Below are 14,825 nucleotides of genomic sequence, written 5' to 3' on the forward strand. Positions count from 1 at the left end.
GCCTGACCACCGCTCACACCTCCCGCGGCACCCCCTGCACCTCTTTCCTCAGCCTCAGCCCCATGAAGATCTCCACCAGCCCCAGCGCGACCAGCCAGCACCCGCCGACCACCGTCAGCACCTCCAGCGAGTCGAACGGCGCGACGATGAGCACGATGCCGGCCAGGGCGCTGACGACGCCCATGAAGATCTGCCAGCCCCGCGCGGGCGCGGTCGGGTCGGACACGGCCGCCACCGTCTGCGCGATGCCGCGGAACAGCCAGCCGATGCCGATCCACAGCGCGAGCAGCAGCAGCGACCGCAGCTCGCTGCGGAAGCAGAACAGCCCCAGCACGATGCAGATCACACCGCTGACGAACGCCAGCACCCGCAGCCCCGTCGACGCGTGCGTGCCGAACGCGGCGACGACCTGCAGGATGCCGCTGACGAAGAGGTAGACGCCGAAGACGATCGCCGCGACCGTCAGCGTCGCCTCCGGCCAGGCGAGGATCAGCACGCCCACGACGAGGGAGATGGCCCCGGCCGCCAGGACGCTCTGCCAGGCGGCGCGGGACAGCAGATGCAGCGGCCCTTCGGGGGCCTGGGGCCCGGTCATGAGGCGCTCCGCCCGTACTCCCGCAGGAACAGCGCCTCCGCCAGCGCCATCCGCTCGATCTCGTCGGGGTGCACGCTCTCGTTCGGCGCGTGGATGAGGCAGCCCGGCTCCTCCACGCCGATCAGCGCGATCTCCGCGCCGGGGAACTGGTTCGCCAGCACGTTGCACAGCGGGATGGAGCCGCCCTGACCGGAGCGGACCATCTCCGTGCCGTAGACCTCCCGCATGGCCGTCGCCAGCGCCTTGTACGCCGGTCCGTCGGTCGCCGCGCGGAACGGCTGGCCGCTGCCCTCCGGCTCGACCTCCACCCGCGCGCCCCAGGGCGCCTCGGACTTCAGATGCGCGGTCAGCGCGGCGAGGGCCTCGTCGGCGTCCATGCCCGGTGGCACGCGCAGATTGATGCGGGCCCGTACGGACGCCTGGATCGCGGCGGCGGAGCCCACCACCGGCGGGCAGTCGATGCCGAGCACGGTGACGGCGGGCCGGGCCCACAGCTCGTCGGCGATGGTGCCGGAGCCCAGCAGCCCGACACCGTCCAGGACGCCCGCGTCCGCGCGGAACTGCTCCGCCGGATACGCGACGCCCTCCCAGCGGGCCTCGCTGTCCAGGCCCTTGACCACCGTGTTGCCCCGCTCGTCGCGCAGCGAGTCGAGGATCCGGACCAGGGCGGCCAGCGCGTCCGGGGCGGGGCCGCCGAACATGCCCGAGTGCATCTCGCCCTTGAGCGTGGACACCGTCACCACGACGTTCGCGAGCCCGCGCAGCGTCGCGGTGACCGTCGGCAGGCCCAGCGCGAAGTTGCCGGTGTCGCAGATGAGCAGCGCGTCCGCCTCGAACAGCTCGGGCTGCTGCGGGACCAGCTGCTCCAGCCCGCCCGTGCCCTGCTCCTCCGAACCCTCGGCGACGAACTTGAGGTTCACCGGGAAGTCCCCGCCGCCCAGCGCCCGCAGCGCGGTGAGGTGCATGACGACGTTGCCCTTGCAGTCCGCCGACCCGCGCCCGTACCAGCGGCCGTCGGTGCCCTCGGTGAGGGCGAAGGGCGGGGTCCGCCACGCCTTGTCGTCCAGCGGCGGCTGTACGTCGTAGTGGCAGTACAGCAGCACCGTGGGGGCGTCCGCCGGTCCGTCCGCACGGCCGACGACGGCGTCGGAGCCGTCGGGCGTGGTGACGCGGCGCATGTCGGTGAGGCCCGCCTCGGTGAACGCCGTCACCAGCCAGTCGGCGGCCTTCGCGCACTCCTCGGGCGGGAACTGCCGCGGGTCCGCGACGGAGGGGACGGCGACCAGCTCCGTCAGGTCCGCCTTGGCTCTCGGCATCAGCCCGCGGACGGTTTCGCGCAGGTCGGAGGTCATCGCGATGCTCCTTGCGACAGCCCCGAGTATGCGGTTGGCGCCCGGACGGGCGTCCCCTCACTACAGCAAGGCGACGTACGTCCCGCAATCGGACCGAGGCCGGGCGGGGGAGCGGCCGCGGGTCACGCGACCAGGAAGTTCTCCCCCGCGCGGCCCGCCAGATGGTCGGCCACGTTGGCGGCCGTCGCCGCCATGATCTGGCCCACCGCGTCCTTGGTGAAGTACGCCTGGTGGGAGCTGACGATGACGTTCGAGAACGTCATCAGCCGGGCCAGCGTGTCGTCCGTCATGACCTCGAGCGACTTGTCGTGGTGGAAGACGCCCGCCTCCTCCTCGTACACGTCCAGCCCCACGCCGTCGAGCCGGCCCGCGCGCAGCGTCTCCACCAGCGCGTCCGTGTCGATGAGTCCGCCGCGGCTGGAGTTCACCAGGACGGCGTCGTCCTTCATCCGGGCCAGCGCCGCGGCGTCCACGACGTGGTGGGTCTCGGGGAGCAGCGGGGCGTGCAGGCTGAGCAGGTCCGACTCGGCGAAGAGCCGGTCGGGGGAGACGTACTCCATGCCGAGCGCCAGGCACTGCGGGCTCTGCCGGACGTCGCTGCCCAGCAGCCGCATGCCGAAGCCGTGCGCGATCCGCGCGAACGCGGCCCCGATCTTGCCGGTGCCGAGGACGCCGGCGGTGCGGCCGTGGAAGTCCCGGCCCAGCAGCCCGTCCAGCCGGAAGTCGAAGTCGCGGGTGCGGATCGCGGATCGCACCACGCGCCGGTTCACGGCCAGCGCCAGCGTCCAGGCGAACTCCGCGACGGAGTACGGCGAGTAGTGGGCCACCCGCGCCACGGCGATGCCGTGGTCGCGGGCGGCGTCCAGGTCGATGTTGTTGAAGCCCGTGGAGCGCTGCGCCACGAACCGCGTGCCGCCCGCCGCGAGGGCGCGCAGCACCTCGGCGTCCAGCTCGTCGTTCACGCCGGTCAGGACGGTGTCGTAGCCGGCGGCGGTGGGGACGGTGTCCCGGTTCAGGAAGACGTCCAGCGGCCGTACGGTGTGCGCGGTCCCGAACTCCGCCCGTACGGCCTCCTGGAGCAGGGCGCGTTCGTCGGCCAGTACGCCGTAAGCGAGGAACTCCATGCCCCCATGGTGACCGCCCGGCGGGTGGCGCGCAGCCCTGAGGACCCCTAGCCCAGCTCCTCCCACAGCCGCTCCACGGCCTCCTGCTTCGCCAGCTCCTGGCTCGTCCCCGTGCGGCGGTCCTTCAGCTCGACGACGCCCTCGCCGATCCGGCGGCCGACCACCAGGATCCGCGGTACGCCGATCAGCTCCGCGTCCGTGAACTTCACGCCCGGCGACAGGGGGCGGTCGTCCACGATCACCCGCAGGCCGGAGGCCGCCAGCTGTTCCGCCAGCTCCAGCGCCGCCTGGGTCTGCAGGGCCTTCCCGGCCGCGACCACGTGCACGTCCGCCGGCGCCACCTCGCGCGGCCAGCACAGGCCCTTGTCGTCGGCGGTCTGCTCCGCCAGCGCGGCCACGGCGCGCGAGATGCCGATGCCGTACGAGCCCATGGTCACCCGGGCGGGTTTGCCGTCGGGGCCGAGGACGTCGAAGCGGTAGGTGTCGGCGTACTTGCGGCCCAGCTGGAAGATGTGGCCGATCTCGATGGCCCGGTCCAGCTTCAGCCCCGCGCCGCACCGCGGGCACGGGTCGCCGCTCTGCACGACCACGACGTCCAGGTACTCGTCGACCTCGAAGTCCCGCCCGCAGACCACGTCGCGCGCGTGGGTGTCGGGCTTGTTGGCGCCGGTGATCCACGCCGTGCCGGGGGCGATCCGCGGGTCGGCGAGGTAGCGCACGCCCTTCAGCCCCTGCGGGCCGACGTAGCCGCGGACCAGGTCGGGCCGGTCCGCGAAGTCCTCCGCGGTGACCAGCTCGACCTCGGCGGGCGCCAGCAGCTCCGCGAGCTTGCCCAGGTCCACCTCGCGGTCGCCGGGCACGCCGACGGCGGTGATCACGCCGTCCACCTTGACCAGGAGGTTCTTCAGGGTGGCCGAGGCGGGCACGCCCAGATGCGCGGCGAGTGTCTCGATGGTCGGGGTGTCGGGGGTGTCCAGCTCCTCCACCGGCCCGTGCGCGCTGCCGTCGACGGCCGCGACGGCGGTCCGTACGGCCTCGGTGTTCGCGGCGAACCCGCACTGCGGGCAGTCCGCGAAGGTGTCCTCGCCGGCCGCCGCGGGCGCCAGGAACTCCTCGGACGCGGAGCCGCCCATGGCGCCGGAGATCGCGGAGCAGATCCGGTAGTCCAGCCCCAGCCGCTCGAAGATCCGCTGGTAGGCGCCGCGGTGCAGCTCGTACGAGGTGGCGAGGCCCTCGTCGGAGACGTCGAAGGAGTACGAGTCCTTCATCTGGAACTCGCGTCCGCGCAGGATGCCCGAGCGGGGGCGGGCCTCGTCCCGGTACTTGGTCTGGATCTGGTAGAGGATCGCCGGCAGGTCCTTGTACGAGCCCGTCTGCTCCTGCGCCACGAGGGTGAACAGCTCCTCGTGCGTCGGCCCCAGCACGTAGTCGCTGCCCTTGCGGTCCGTCAGCTGGAAGAGCAGGTCGCCGTACTCGTCCGCCCGGCCGCTCGCCTCGTACACCTCGCGGGGGAGCAGAGCCGGCAGCAGTACTTCCTGGCCGCCGATGGCGTCCATCTCCTCGCGGACGATCCGTGCCACGTTGTCCAGCACCCGCTTGCCCAGTGGCAGCCACGTCCAGATCCCCGCCGCGGCGCGGCGCACGTAGCCGGCGCGGACCAGCAGCTTGTGGCTGGTGGTCTCCGCGTCGCCGGGGGCGTCCCGCAGGGTCTTGAGCATCATCGCGGACATACGCTGGATCTGTGCCATGCGCGGAGGTTATCGGGGGCACCCGCAGCACGTGAAACGTAATAGGGTGCGCGTCCATGGATGACGTCGTGGTCGGCCCGCTGGATCTCGCCGGGCGCGTGGACGAGGCGCTGGCGGTGCAGGCGCTCGCCTTCGGCCTGACCGACGACGAGGTCGGCGTGCGCCGCCACGTGGTGCTGCGGCACACCACCAACCACGGGGTGCGGGCGCTCGGCGCGACGAACTCCGAGGGCCGGCTCGTGGGCTTCGTCTACGGCATGCCGAACAACCGCGTCTACTGGTGGTCCACGGTCGTCCAGCCGTATCTGCGGGCGAACGGGCTGGACTGGTGGCTGGACGACGCCTTCGTGATCACGGAGCTGCACGTGCTGCCCGGCTACCAGAAGCACGGCATCGGCCGCGAGCTGATCACCCGGATCACGGACGAGGCGGTGGAGCCGCGCTCGATCCTCTCCGCGATCGACACGGAGAGCCCGGCGCGCAGGCTCTACCGCGCGCTCGGCTACCACGACCTCGCCCGCCGGGTGCTGTTCCCGTCGGCGCCCAGCCCGTACGCCGTGATGGGGGCCGAGCTGCCGCTCAGGCGGCCGTGACGGGTGTTTATCCCGTCGAGGACTGTGGTCCGGGCAGGGTACGGTGGCGGGAGCGCACAGGTGCGATCTAGCCCGAACCGGCGGGTCATCCGGATCAATGTGTTTGTGGGGACCCTGTCCTGCGACCTCCTTCTCGGCGACGTACGGTCACTGAAGGAGAAGCGATCCGTCGTCCGCCCGATCGTCGCCGAGCTGCACCGCAAGTTCGCGGTGAGCGTCGCCGAGGTCGGGGACCAGGACCTCCACCGCAGGGCCCGGATCGGCCTTGCGATGGTCTCGGGGGACGTCGGACACCTGACCGAGGTGCTGGACCGGTGCGAGCGGCTGCTGGCCGCCCGCCCGGAGGTGGAGCTGCTGTCCGTACGACGGCGGCTGCACGGCGAAGAAGACGAGTGACAGCGAAGAAGGAGACGGACCAGTGGCCGACAACGCGAGGGCGAAGAGGCTCGCTGACCTCATCCGCGAGGTGGTGGCGGAGAAGCTGCACCGGGGCATCAAGGACCCCCGGCTCGGCACCCGGGTGACCATCACCGACACGCGCGTGACGGGTGACCTGCGCGAGGCGACCGTCTTCTACACCGTGTACGGCGACGACGAGGAGCGGGCGCAGGCCGCGAAGGGCCTGGAGAGCGCCAAGGGCGTGCTCCGCTCGGCGGTGGGGCAGGCGGCGGGCGTGAAGTTCACGCCGACGCTGACCTTCGTCGCCGACGCGCTGCCCGACACGGCGAAGACCATCGACGACGCGCTGGCCCGCGCGAAGGCGAAGGACGAGCAGGTCCGCCAGGCGTCCGCGGGTGCCGCGTACGCCGGTGAGGCCGACCCGTACCGCAAGCCGGGCGAGGACGAGGCGGACGAGCCGGGGGACGCGGACAAGGAATGAGCGGTACGGACAGGACGCCGGACGGCCTGGTCGTCGTCGACAAGCCGGCCGGCTTCACCTCGCACGACGTCGTCGCGCGGATGCGGCGTCTCGCGCGGACCCGGCGCGTGGGCCACGCGGGGACGCTGGACCCGATGGCGACGGGGGTGCTGGTCATCGGCGTCGAGAAGGCGACCCGCCTGCTCGGCCACCTCGCGCTGACCGAGAAGGAGTACGTCGCGACGATCCGGCTCGGCCAGTCGACGGTCACCGACGACGCGGAGGGCCCGGTGACGGACGCGGCGGGAGCCGTGGGCGTCGAGCGGGCCGCGGTCGAGTCGGGGATCGCGGCGCTGACCGGCGACATCATGCAGGTCCCGTCGTCCGTCTCGGCGATCAAGGTCGACGGCAAGCGGTCGTACAAGCGGGTGCTGGACGGCGAGGCCGTCGAGCTCCCCCCGCGGCCGGTGACGGTGTCCCGCTTCACGCTGGACGCGTTCCGGACGGCGACGGCCGGGGACGACGACGGCACGCCGGTCGTCGACCTCGACGTCACGGTGGTCTGCTCGTCCGGCACCTACATCCGGGCCCTGGCCCGCGACCTGGGCGCCGGGCTGGGCACGGGCGGCCATCTCACCGCGCTGCGGCGCACCCGGGTCGGGCCGTACGACCTCTCCGCCGCGCGGACGCTGGAGCAGCTCGAGGAGAAGCTCGACGTCCTCCCTCTCGCCGACGCGGCGGCGGCCGCCTTCCCGCGCTGGGACGTCTCGGCGGACGACGCGAAACGCCTCATGCAGGGCGCCCAGCTGTCGGCCCCGGACCTGGGCGCGGGCATCCACGGTGCGTTCGACCCGTCGGGCCGCTTCATCGCGCTCGTGGAGGAGCGCGAGGGGCGGTCGAAGAGCGTGGCGGTCTTCGCGCAGCCGTAGCGGGTCCGCCTGATGAGCCGGAGCGGCTCCTCCGCCGCTGCCCGAGCGGCTGCCCCGGCACAGCCGGAGCAGCCGTAACGCGCCGTCGCGCGCCCTCCGTCCCGCCCCGCCTCGCGGGGGAACGGGTGTCCCAGGACCCCCATTCAGGTGACCCCGGGGGCGCATAGCGACGCTCGCCGTTTCTCCCCGTCCGGGGGTGGCCAGAGATGCCCTGGGCGACACGGCGAGAAGGGGCGGTGCATGGCGGCGCGTGCCGAGGTTCTCCGCATTCGCGACCTGGCCGGCAGGCCACGAGGCACCGGCTTCCTGGTGGACCACGAGGGCACCGTCCTCACCAGTCACGAGGCCGTCGACGGGCTCGCCCGCGTCGTCGTCCACGCTCCGGGCGCCGAGGCCACCTGCCTGGTCGGGGCCGACGCCGTCACTCCGCTGGCCGACTGCGGCCTCGCCGTGGTCCGGGTGCCCGAGCTGCGCGGCGGGCAGCCGCATCTGATCGCCGGGGGCGAGCCGCCCGCGGCCGGCACCCCCGTCCGCGTACAGCTGCCGCGCGACGCGATCGAGGGCGAGGCCACCGGTCTGGCGGCCGCGACGTACACCGCCACCGACGCCTTCCACCTCATCGAACCCGCCCTAGAACTCACCCTCGACGACGACGGAGGTCTCGGCGTCTGCGGCCACGCGGCGTCCGGGGCGCCGGTGACCGACCCGGACGGCGGCGCCGTCCTCGCGGTCCTGGCGACCGCCATGCACGGCAGCCGAACCGGCCGCTGCTACGCCGTCCTGCCGCGCGCCGTCCGCTCCGCCGTGCTCGCGGAGGTGCTGGCCGCGAACGGCGCCGCCGTAGCGGGCTTCGGCCGCGACCTCAACCTGGCCGGCGTCCGGCAGCTCGCCGCCGCCACCCTCCCCGAGCCGCCGGCCCAGCTCGTCGAGCGTCCCGCCGTACGGGCCGAACTGGACGCCTTCCTGGCCGGCGACGCGCACGTCCTGGCCCTCGTCGGCGATCCCGGCACCGGCCGCACCACCGAGCTGAACGCCCTCGCGCACCGCACCGACGCCCCCGCCGTCCGGCTGCGCGGCGCCGACCTGCGGGTCGCCGACGCGGGTGTACGCGACGCCCTGGACCGCGCGCTGGGCGACGAGTCCCCCGAGACCGCCGCCGCCCTCGCGCACGCCGCCGGCAGCCCGCTCCTGGTGCTGCTGGACGCGCCGGAGGAGATGCCGCCGGTGCTGGCGCGCGACCTCGCCGCCTGGAGCGCGCAGACCGGGGACTGGCTGCGGCTGCACGGCGTACGGCTCGTCCTCGCCTCCCGGCCTGAGTACTGGGAGTACGCGGGCGCCCAGCTCCCCGAGGCGATGCTGCACAGGCCGGCCGTCCCGTCCGGCACGCTTCCGCCGTGTCTGCGTGTCGGCGGTCTGACGCCCCGGGAGGCGGCCAAGGCCCGTGCGCGGTACGGGATTCCGGGCGGCGCCGTGCATCCGGAGGCGGCCCGGCATCCGCTGGCGCTGCGGCTGCTGGCGGACGTGCGGGCCGCGTCGGCCGTACCGCCGCCGGGCGTGCCGCGGAGGTGGGAGATCCTCGACGCCTGGCTGGACCTGAGGTGCCTGGCGGTCGCCGAGCGGATGGCCCCCGACGACGTACGGCGGACGGCGGTGCGGATCGCGGGGCGGGTGCACGAGGCGGCGCGGCGGTGTCTGGGGCCGGGGCAGGGGGAGTTGGACAGGGCGTCGTTCGAGGAGCTGTTCCCGTGGCTGGGCGGGCTGGCGGAGGCGGTGCTTGCGGCGGGGCTGCTGGTGCCCGCCGGGTCCGGGTACCGGTTCGCGCACGAGGAGCTGGGGGACTGGCTGCAGGGCGCCCACCTCGACGTGGACGCGGCGCTGGGGCTGCTGGCGCACCCCCGCCCCGTCCCCGGACCCCGGGGGGCGCCCGTGCCGCCGCACCGGATCGGGCCGCTGATCGAGGCGCTGCTGCTGGTGGAGCGGCGGCAGGGCGCGGCGGAGCTGCGGGCGCGGCTGGAGGAGCTGGTGTGGTCGGTGGAGGAGTACGCGCGCACCGGCGCCGGCACCCGGTCGGGGGGCAGCGGCGCGGGTGGCAACGGCGCCCGGACGGGGGGCACCGGCGTGGGTGGCCCCGGCGCCCGGACGAGAGGCAGCGGCGCGGGTGGCACCGGCGCCCCCGGCACCTCGTCCGGCCGCCGGGGCAAGGGCGCCGCCCTCGCAGCCTGGTGGGCCTCCCACCTGCTGGGCGAGACGCTGCTGCGGGTGCCGGACGCACGCCCGTACCTGCCGGTGCTGCGGCTGCTCACCGAGCGGATGCTCGCGCATCCGCACAGCCCGGTGCTCGAGTCCTTCGGCCCGTCCTTCTGGCACCGGCTGCCCCTCACGACCGAGGACCGGATCGGCCTCCTGCGGCTGCTCGTCCCCGCCGACGACGCCCGCCCGTCGCGCTTCCTGGCCGCCGCCGGGGAGCTGCTGGCGGCCGACCCGGCGGCCGTCCAGCCGCTCCTCACCCACTGGTTCGACGACGACCGCCCCCTGCCCGGCCCGTCACCGGCGACCGTCGCCGACGCCGCCCAGGCGCTGCTGCACACCCACCGGCGGGCGGCGGTCGACGATCTGACGGACGCGCTCGTCACCGCCGCCCACCCCCGCGCCGACGAGCTGCTGGCCGCCCTGTGCGAGGACGAGCCGTCCGCCATGTGCCGGGCGGTCGACCGCTGGGCGCACGACATGCGCGCCGAGCGGCACACGGCCGCCGCGGTGTACGGCCTGCGCGCCGTCCGGCACGCCGTCGGCGACGCGGACCGCGAGCTGCTGTCGTACGCGGCCCAGTCCCTGCTGTCGCTGCCTGCCGAGGCCACGCTGTACGGGGCGGCGCTGGCGATCCTCGTCCGTGATCCGCGCACCCGTCCGACGTACCTCGCGCATGCCCTCTCACTCCTCACGGCGGGCGATCCGCACCTCACCCCGGCGGACTTCGGCCCGGCGCTGACCTCGCACCCGGACCCGGTGCTGGCGGCGTTCGGCGCGCGGCTCGAGGAGCCGGGCTCCGCCGCGGCGGACGTGCTGCGGACCCTGGCGGAGGAGCGGGCACCCGTGATCGCCCGCCGCTCGGCGGACATGGCCCGCGGGTACGCCGAACGGCACCCGGAGGGCGCCCGGGCGGTGGCGGAGTTCCTGGACGCCCGCCTGAACCACGGCCCGCGGTCCCGCTCGGTGACCTACCCCCTGGCCGTGGAGCTGCTGAGAACCCACCCCCCGGCGGTCCGCCGCGCGGTGGCCCGCGTCCTCCCGGCCCCCGGCACCCGCGACTCACGCCCCCTGCGCCGCGAACTCCTCGCGGTCCTCCTGGACGCGGAACAGGACCCGGAGGTCCTCACGACGCTCCTGGCCGCGGTGGCCGAACACACCGCCCACCGCGCCCCCTGGCGCACCCGCGACCTGGTCCACCGCATCGGCGAGCTCCTGGGCGCGACCCCGGACGGCGCAACGGCCTTCGACACCCACCTGCTCACGCTGGCCGCGTCGGCACCCCGCTTCGCGGCGCAGCTGCGCGCCTGGCTGACGGAGTCACCGGACGACTGGTCAGCGGTGGTGGGCCCCAGCACCCAGGTCACGCTCGGCGCGGCGGGCCCCCGGCGCGTCGGCTGAGCGGGCCCGGGGAGACCGCCGGGAGGCGCCCGCAGGACAACCCCGCACACAAGGTGACCCCCGCTACATGGCACGCTTGGAGCCGTGCCCATGACGCATCATGGACAGCTGGAACGAACGACGACCGGTCGAGGAGCAGGCACAGTGCAGCGCTGGCGTGGCTTGGAGGACATCCCCGAGGCATGGGGACGCAGTGTCGTCACCATCGGCTCGTTCGACGGCGTGCACCGCGGCCACCAGCTGATCATCGGCCGGGCCGTGGAGCGGGCGCGCGAGCAGGGCATCCCGTCGGTCGTCGTGACGTTCGACCCGCACCCGGCGGAGGTCGTCCGACCGGGCAGCCACCCGCCGCTGCTGGCGGCGCACCACTACCGCGCGGAGCTGATGGAGAAGCTGGGCGTGGACGCCCTGCTCATCCTTCCGTTCACCGCGGAGTTCTCGAAGCTGCCGCCGGCCGAGTTCGTGGTCAAGGTGCTGGTCGACAAGCTGCGTGCGAAGACGGTCGTCGAGGGCCCGAACTTCCGCTTCGGCCACAAGGCCGCCGGCGACGTGGCGCTGCTGGCGTCCCTCGGCGAGACGTACGACTACGACGTGGAGGTCATCGACCTGTACGTCTCCGGCGAAGCGGGCGGCGGCCTGCCGTTCTCCTCGACGCTGACCCGCCGGCTGGTCGCCGAGGGCGACGTCGCGGGCGCCCACGAGATCCTCGGCCGCGCGCACCGCGTGGAGGGCGTCGTCGTCCGCGGCGCACAGCGCGGCCGCGAGCTGGGCTTCCCCACGGCGAACGTGGAGACGCTCCCGCACACCGCGATCCCCGCCGACGGGGTGTACGCGGGTTGGCTCACGGCGGACGGCGAGCGGATGCCCGCCGCGATCTCCGTGGGCACGAACCCCCAGTTCGACGGCACGGAGCGGACGGTGGAGGCGTACGCGATCGACCGCGTCGACCTCGACCTGTACGGCCTGCACGTGGCCGTCGACTTCCTGGAGTACGTCCGCGGCCAGGAGAAGTTCGCCACCCTCCAGGACCTCCTGGACCGGATGAAGCTGGACGTCGACCGCTGCCGCGAACTCACCGCGGAGTACGACGCCCGCGCCTGACCCTCGTGGCCGGGTTGTCAGACCCCTCCCCGACAATGTCCCCATGAGGATCGCCGTAGCGCAGTTCGCAGTCGTGCCCGGGGACGTCGGTGCCAATACGGCGGTCATGAGCCGCCTGGTGCGCGAGGCCGGAGAGGCCGGTGCGCGGCTCGTGGTGTTCGGTGAGCTGGCCGCCACGGACTACCGGCTCGACCTGATCGCCCGCGACCCGGCACTCACCCTCGCCAAGGACGACGCGCGCCTGGAGCCGATACGCCGGGCCTGCCGCGAGACGGGCACAGCGGCGGCCGTGAGCGCGCCGGTGCGCACGGCGCAGGGGCGCCCCGCGATATCGGTGCTGGTCATCGGCCCCGACGGCGAGCTGCTCGGCCGCTACGACAAGCAGCACCTGTACGGCCGGGAGCTGGACGTCTTCGAGCCCGGCACGACCGACGGCCGCTTCACGCTCGACGGAGTCCGCTTCGCCCTCGCGGTCTGCTACGACAACCGCTTCCCCGAGCTGGCCGCCCGCGCGGCGGCCGACGGCTGCCGGGTCTACGTCGCGAGTTCGGCCCTGGACACGGACAACGACTCGTTCGAGAAGGTCTATCCGGTCCGCGCCCGCGACAACGGCCTGCACGTCGTGCTGGGCAACCTGATCAGCGACGGCGACGCGGGTCCCTGCCGCGGCGGCAGCGGCGTCTGGGGCCCGGACGGGGCGCTGCGCGCGGACGCCGGGCCGGAGGGCGGATTCGTGCTCGCCGAGGTCGCCGTCGGCTGAAATCCTGGCCGTCGTAACCGGAAACAGAACACGTATTCCCGAATAGCGATCGTCCGCGCGAAATCGCCGAAGGATTAAACCAATGTCCGGAGGCGACGATTTCATCACGGGCGGCGCCCCCGGCGCGTCCGCGACTCCCGTGCTTCTCCTCGGCCTCCCAGGTCAGAACCCACATCCGCATTTCAAACGGATCAATTCCGTTTTCTTGCGGGCAGGTTAACGATGAAAGATCCCCCAGATCGTTGACGTGGCCGCCTCATGGCCCCGATCGTGCTCCGCACCAGCGATACGGGAGCGTGCAGAGGAGAATTCCGTGAGGACTTCTGTGGCCGGAAGAACCGGACGGGCGTCCGTACGACGCAGAGGCGCCGCCGCCACGGCGGCCGGCGTCGTGACGGCGATGGCACTCGCCGGCGGGCTGCCCCAGACGGCGCGAGCGCAGGACGACGACGCGAAGAAGGTCCTGGTCGTCGGCAAGGTGGGGCTCAACGACTTCGAAGACCTCAACCCGCTGAACTCGGGCTGGGTGGTCCAGGGCGAGATCAACAACCTGATGTACGAACCCATGATGACCTGGGGACAGGAGGACTACGCCCCCGCCCCCGGCGTCGTCACGAAGTGGGAGTTCAGCGCGGACGGCAGGACCTGGACGTACCACTTCGACCCGAAGGCCAAGTGGTCCGACGGCAAGCCCCTCACCGCCAAGGACGCCAAGTTCACCCTCGACCTGATCAAGGGCAACGAGGTCCTGGCCGAGGGCGAGAGCAGCCTGGTCACCCCGATCACCTCCGTCGAGGCGCCGGACGACCGGACGCTGGTGATCACGCTGGACAAGCCCAGCGGGATCATGAACCACATGAACAACTTCCACATCATGCCCGAGCATGTGTGGAGCAAGATCGAGAAGCCCGACGAGTACCAGGGCGAGCCGGGCCAGCCCACCTCCGGCCCCTTCACCCTGAAGGAGTTCAAGCCCAAGGAACGCGTCGTACTCGCCGCGAACAAGAACTACTGGCGCAAGCCCGTCGCCTACGACGAGCTGGTCTTCCAGAACTACGAGACCTCCGAGGCCGCCGTCCAGGCCCTGCAGGCGGGCGAGATCGACTTCCTGGACAGCCTCAACCCCGAGCAGATCGCCGCCCTGGAGAAGACCAAGGGCATCAAGGTCAACAAGGCGCCGAGCCGGCACATGGACATGCTCGAGTTCAACAACGGCGCCCGGACCGCCGCCGGGAAGAAGCTCGGCGACGGACACCCCGCGCTCGAGGACCCGGCGGTGCGCCAGGCCATCCACCACGTCATCGACAAGGACCAGCTGATCGAGAAGATCCTCGACGGCAACGGCACCCCCGGCGTGGGGATCGTGGCGCCCATCTTCAAGAACTACTACTGGGACCCGGGCGCCGAAAAGGTCGAGGTCAGCACCGAGGCCGGGAACAAGCTGCTGGACGACGCGGGCTACACCGAGAAGAACTCCGCCGGCATCCGCATCGACCCGAAGAGCAAGAAGCCGCTGTCCTTCCGGCTGCTCTACCACTCCGACCGGCCCAACTACGCCGACGTCGTCGACTTCCTGGTCGAGTGGGTCAAACCGCTGGGCATCGAACTCAAGCCCGAGGCCAAGGAGGCCGACCCGCTCAACAAGGACACCGACGCCGGGAAGTACGACATGAGCTTCGGCGGCTGGAACTTCGGCCCCGACCCCGGCGAGGACTACGAGTACCACACCTGCGCCCGCGGCCGCCCGGAGAAGGCCGAGCCGACCGACCTCACGTTCGCGTTCTGGTGCGACGAGGAGTTCGACAAGCTGCAGGCCGCCGAGGTGGCCGAGCCGGACGAGGCCAAGCGCGGACAGCTCGTGCAGGACATGCAGAAGATCGAGTACGACCAGGCGCCGCAGATCATCCTCTGGTACGACCACGCGCTGGAGGCGTACTCGGACAAGTGGACCGGGTTCGGCACCCTGCCCGCCGCCGGCGGCGCGATCGCCCGGCAGCAGTCGTACTACGGCTACGCCCAGGCCAGCCGCTCGGTCTGCTTCAGCGCGGTGCGCATGGTGTCCGGGTCGGCCCGGGACACCCCGTCGACCACGTTCTCCAGGACGGCGCGCAGGGCG

General features: G+C 73.0%; 11 protein-coding genes and 1 pseudogene. 8 read left to right on the plus strand and 4 right to left on the minus strand.

The genetic code is table 11. The annotated features are described in order from the left end of the window. Positions 1–13: 13 nt before the first annotated feature. From AB0M28_RS13955 to AB0M28_RS13970, 4 genes are all read right to left on the minus strand, one after another. Positions 14–595: an HdeD family acid-resistance protein gene (locus tag AB0M28_RS13955; RefSeq protein ID WP_365402921.1), complete on the minus strand. Its 582-nt coding sequence runs from the start codon at positions 593–595 to the stop codon at positions 14–16. After that, positions 592–1,947 carry a dipeptidase gene (locus AB0M28_RS13960; protein ID WP_365402924.1) on the minus strand — a complete coding sequence of 452 codons (1,356 nt, stop codon included), beginning with the start codon at positions 1,945–1,947 and terminating at the stop codon, positions 592–594. Before AB0M28_RS13960 ends, AB0M28_RS13955 begins: the two co-directional genes overlap by 4 nt. 122 nt (positions 1,948–2,069) lie before the next feature. Next, the gene (locus tag AB0M28_RS13965; protein ID WP_365402927.1) at positions 2,070–3,071 is read right to left on the minus strand and encodes a 2-hydroxyacid dehydrogenase; all 1,002 of its coding nucleotides are present in this window, start codon (positions 3,069–3,071) and stop codon (positions 2,070–2,072) included. Positions 3,072–3,118: 47 nt separating this feature from the next. Further along, entirely contained in the window at positions 3,119–4,819 is a 1,701-nt protein-coding gene (locus AB0M28_RS13970; RefSeq protein ID WP_365402930.1) for a proline--tRNA ligase, read from the minus strand. Between the two features lie 56 nt (positions 4,820–4,875). On the opposite strand from AB0M28_RS13970, the gene AB0M28_RS13975 reads away from it, so the two are divergent. From AB0M28_RS13975 to AB0M28_RS14010, 8 genes and pseudogenes are all read left to right on the plus strand, one after another. After that, positions 4,876–5,412, plus strand: coding sequence for a GNAT family N-acetyltransferase (locus tag AB0M28_RS13975; protein ID WP_365402933.1), 537 nt, complete (start codon positions 4,876–4,878; stop codon positions 5,410–5,412). A 99-nt stretch (positions 5,413–5,511) separates the two neighbouring features. Next, entirely contained in the window at positions 5,512–5,808 is a 297-nt protein-coding gene (locus AB0M28_RS13980) for a DUF503 domain-containing protein (RefSeq protein ID WP_365402936.1), read from the plus strand. Between the two features lie 22 nt (positions 5,809–5,830). Continuing rightward, positions 5,831–6,292 carry a 30S ribosome-binding factor RbfA gene (gene rbfA, locus AB0M28_RS13985; protein ID WP_365402939.1) on the plus strand — a complete coding sequence of 154 codons (462 nt, stop codon included), beginning with the start codon at positions 5,831–5,833 and terminating at the stop codon, positions 6,290–6,292. Further along, entirely contained in the window at positions 6,289–7,200 is a 912-nt protein-coding gene (gene truB, locus AB0M28_RS13990; protein ID WP_365402942.1) for a tRNA pseudouridine(55) synthase TruB, read from the plus strand. The genes rbfA and truB overlap by 4 nt, the downstream gene beginning before the upstream one ends. Before the next feature lie 240 nt (positions 7,201–7,440). After that, positions 7,441–10,848, plus strand: coding sequence for a serine protease (locus tag AB0M28_RS13995; protein ID WP_365402945.1), 3,408 nt, complete (start codon positions 7,441–7,443; stop codon positions 10,846–10,848). A gap of 144 nt (positions 10,849–10,992) precedes the next feature. After that, positions 10,993–11,949 (plus strand): bifunctional riboflavin kinase/FAD synthetase, encoded by a 957-nt coding sequence (locus AB0M28_RS14000; protein ID WP_365402948.1) that lies wholly within the window; start codon positions 10,993–10,995, stop codon positions 11,947–11,949. Positions 11,950–11,992: 43 nt separating this feature from the next. Then, entirely contained in the window at positions 11,993–12,709 is a 717-nt protein-coding gene (locus AB0M28_RS14005; RefSeq protein WP_365402951.1) for a carbon-nitrogen hydrolase family protein, read from the plus strand. A gap of 568 nt (positions 12,710–13,277) precedes the next feature. Continuing rightward, positions 13,278–14,414 (plus strand): annotated as a pseudogene (locus AB0M28_RS14010) (ABC transporter substrate-binding protein); the annotation flags it as partial. Positions 14,415–14,825: the final 411 nt, after the last annotated feature.

Origin of the sequence: Streptomyces sp. NPDC051940 (assembly GCF_040680895.1) — a bacterium.
Taxonomy (GTDB): Bacteria; Actinomycetota; Actinomycetes; order Streptomycetales; family Streptomycetaceae; genus Streptomyces.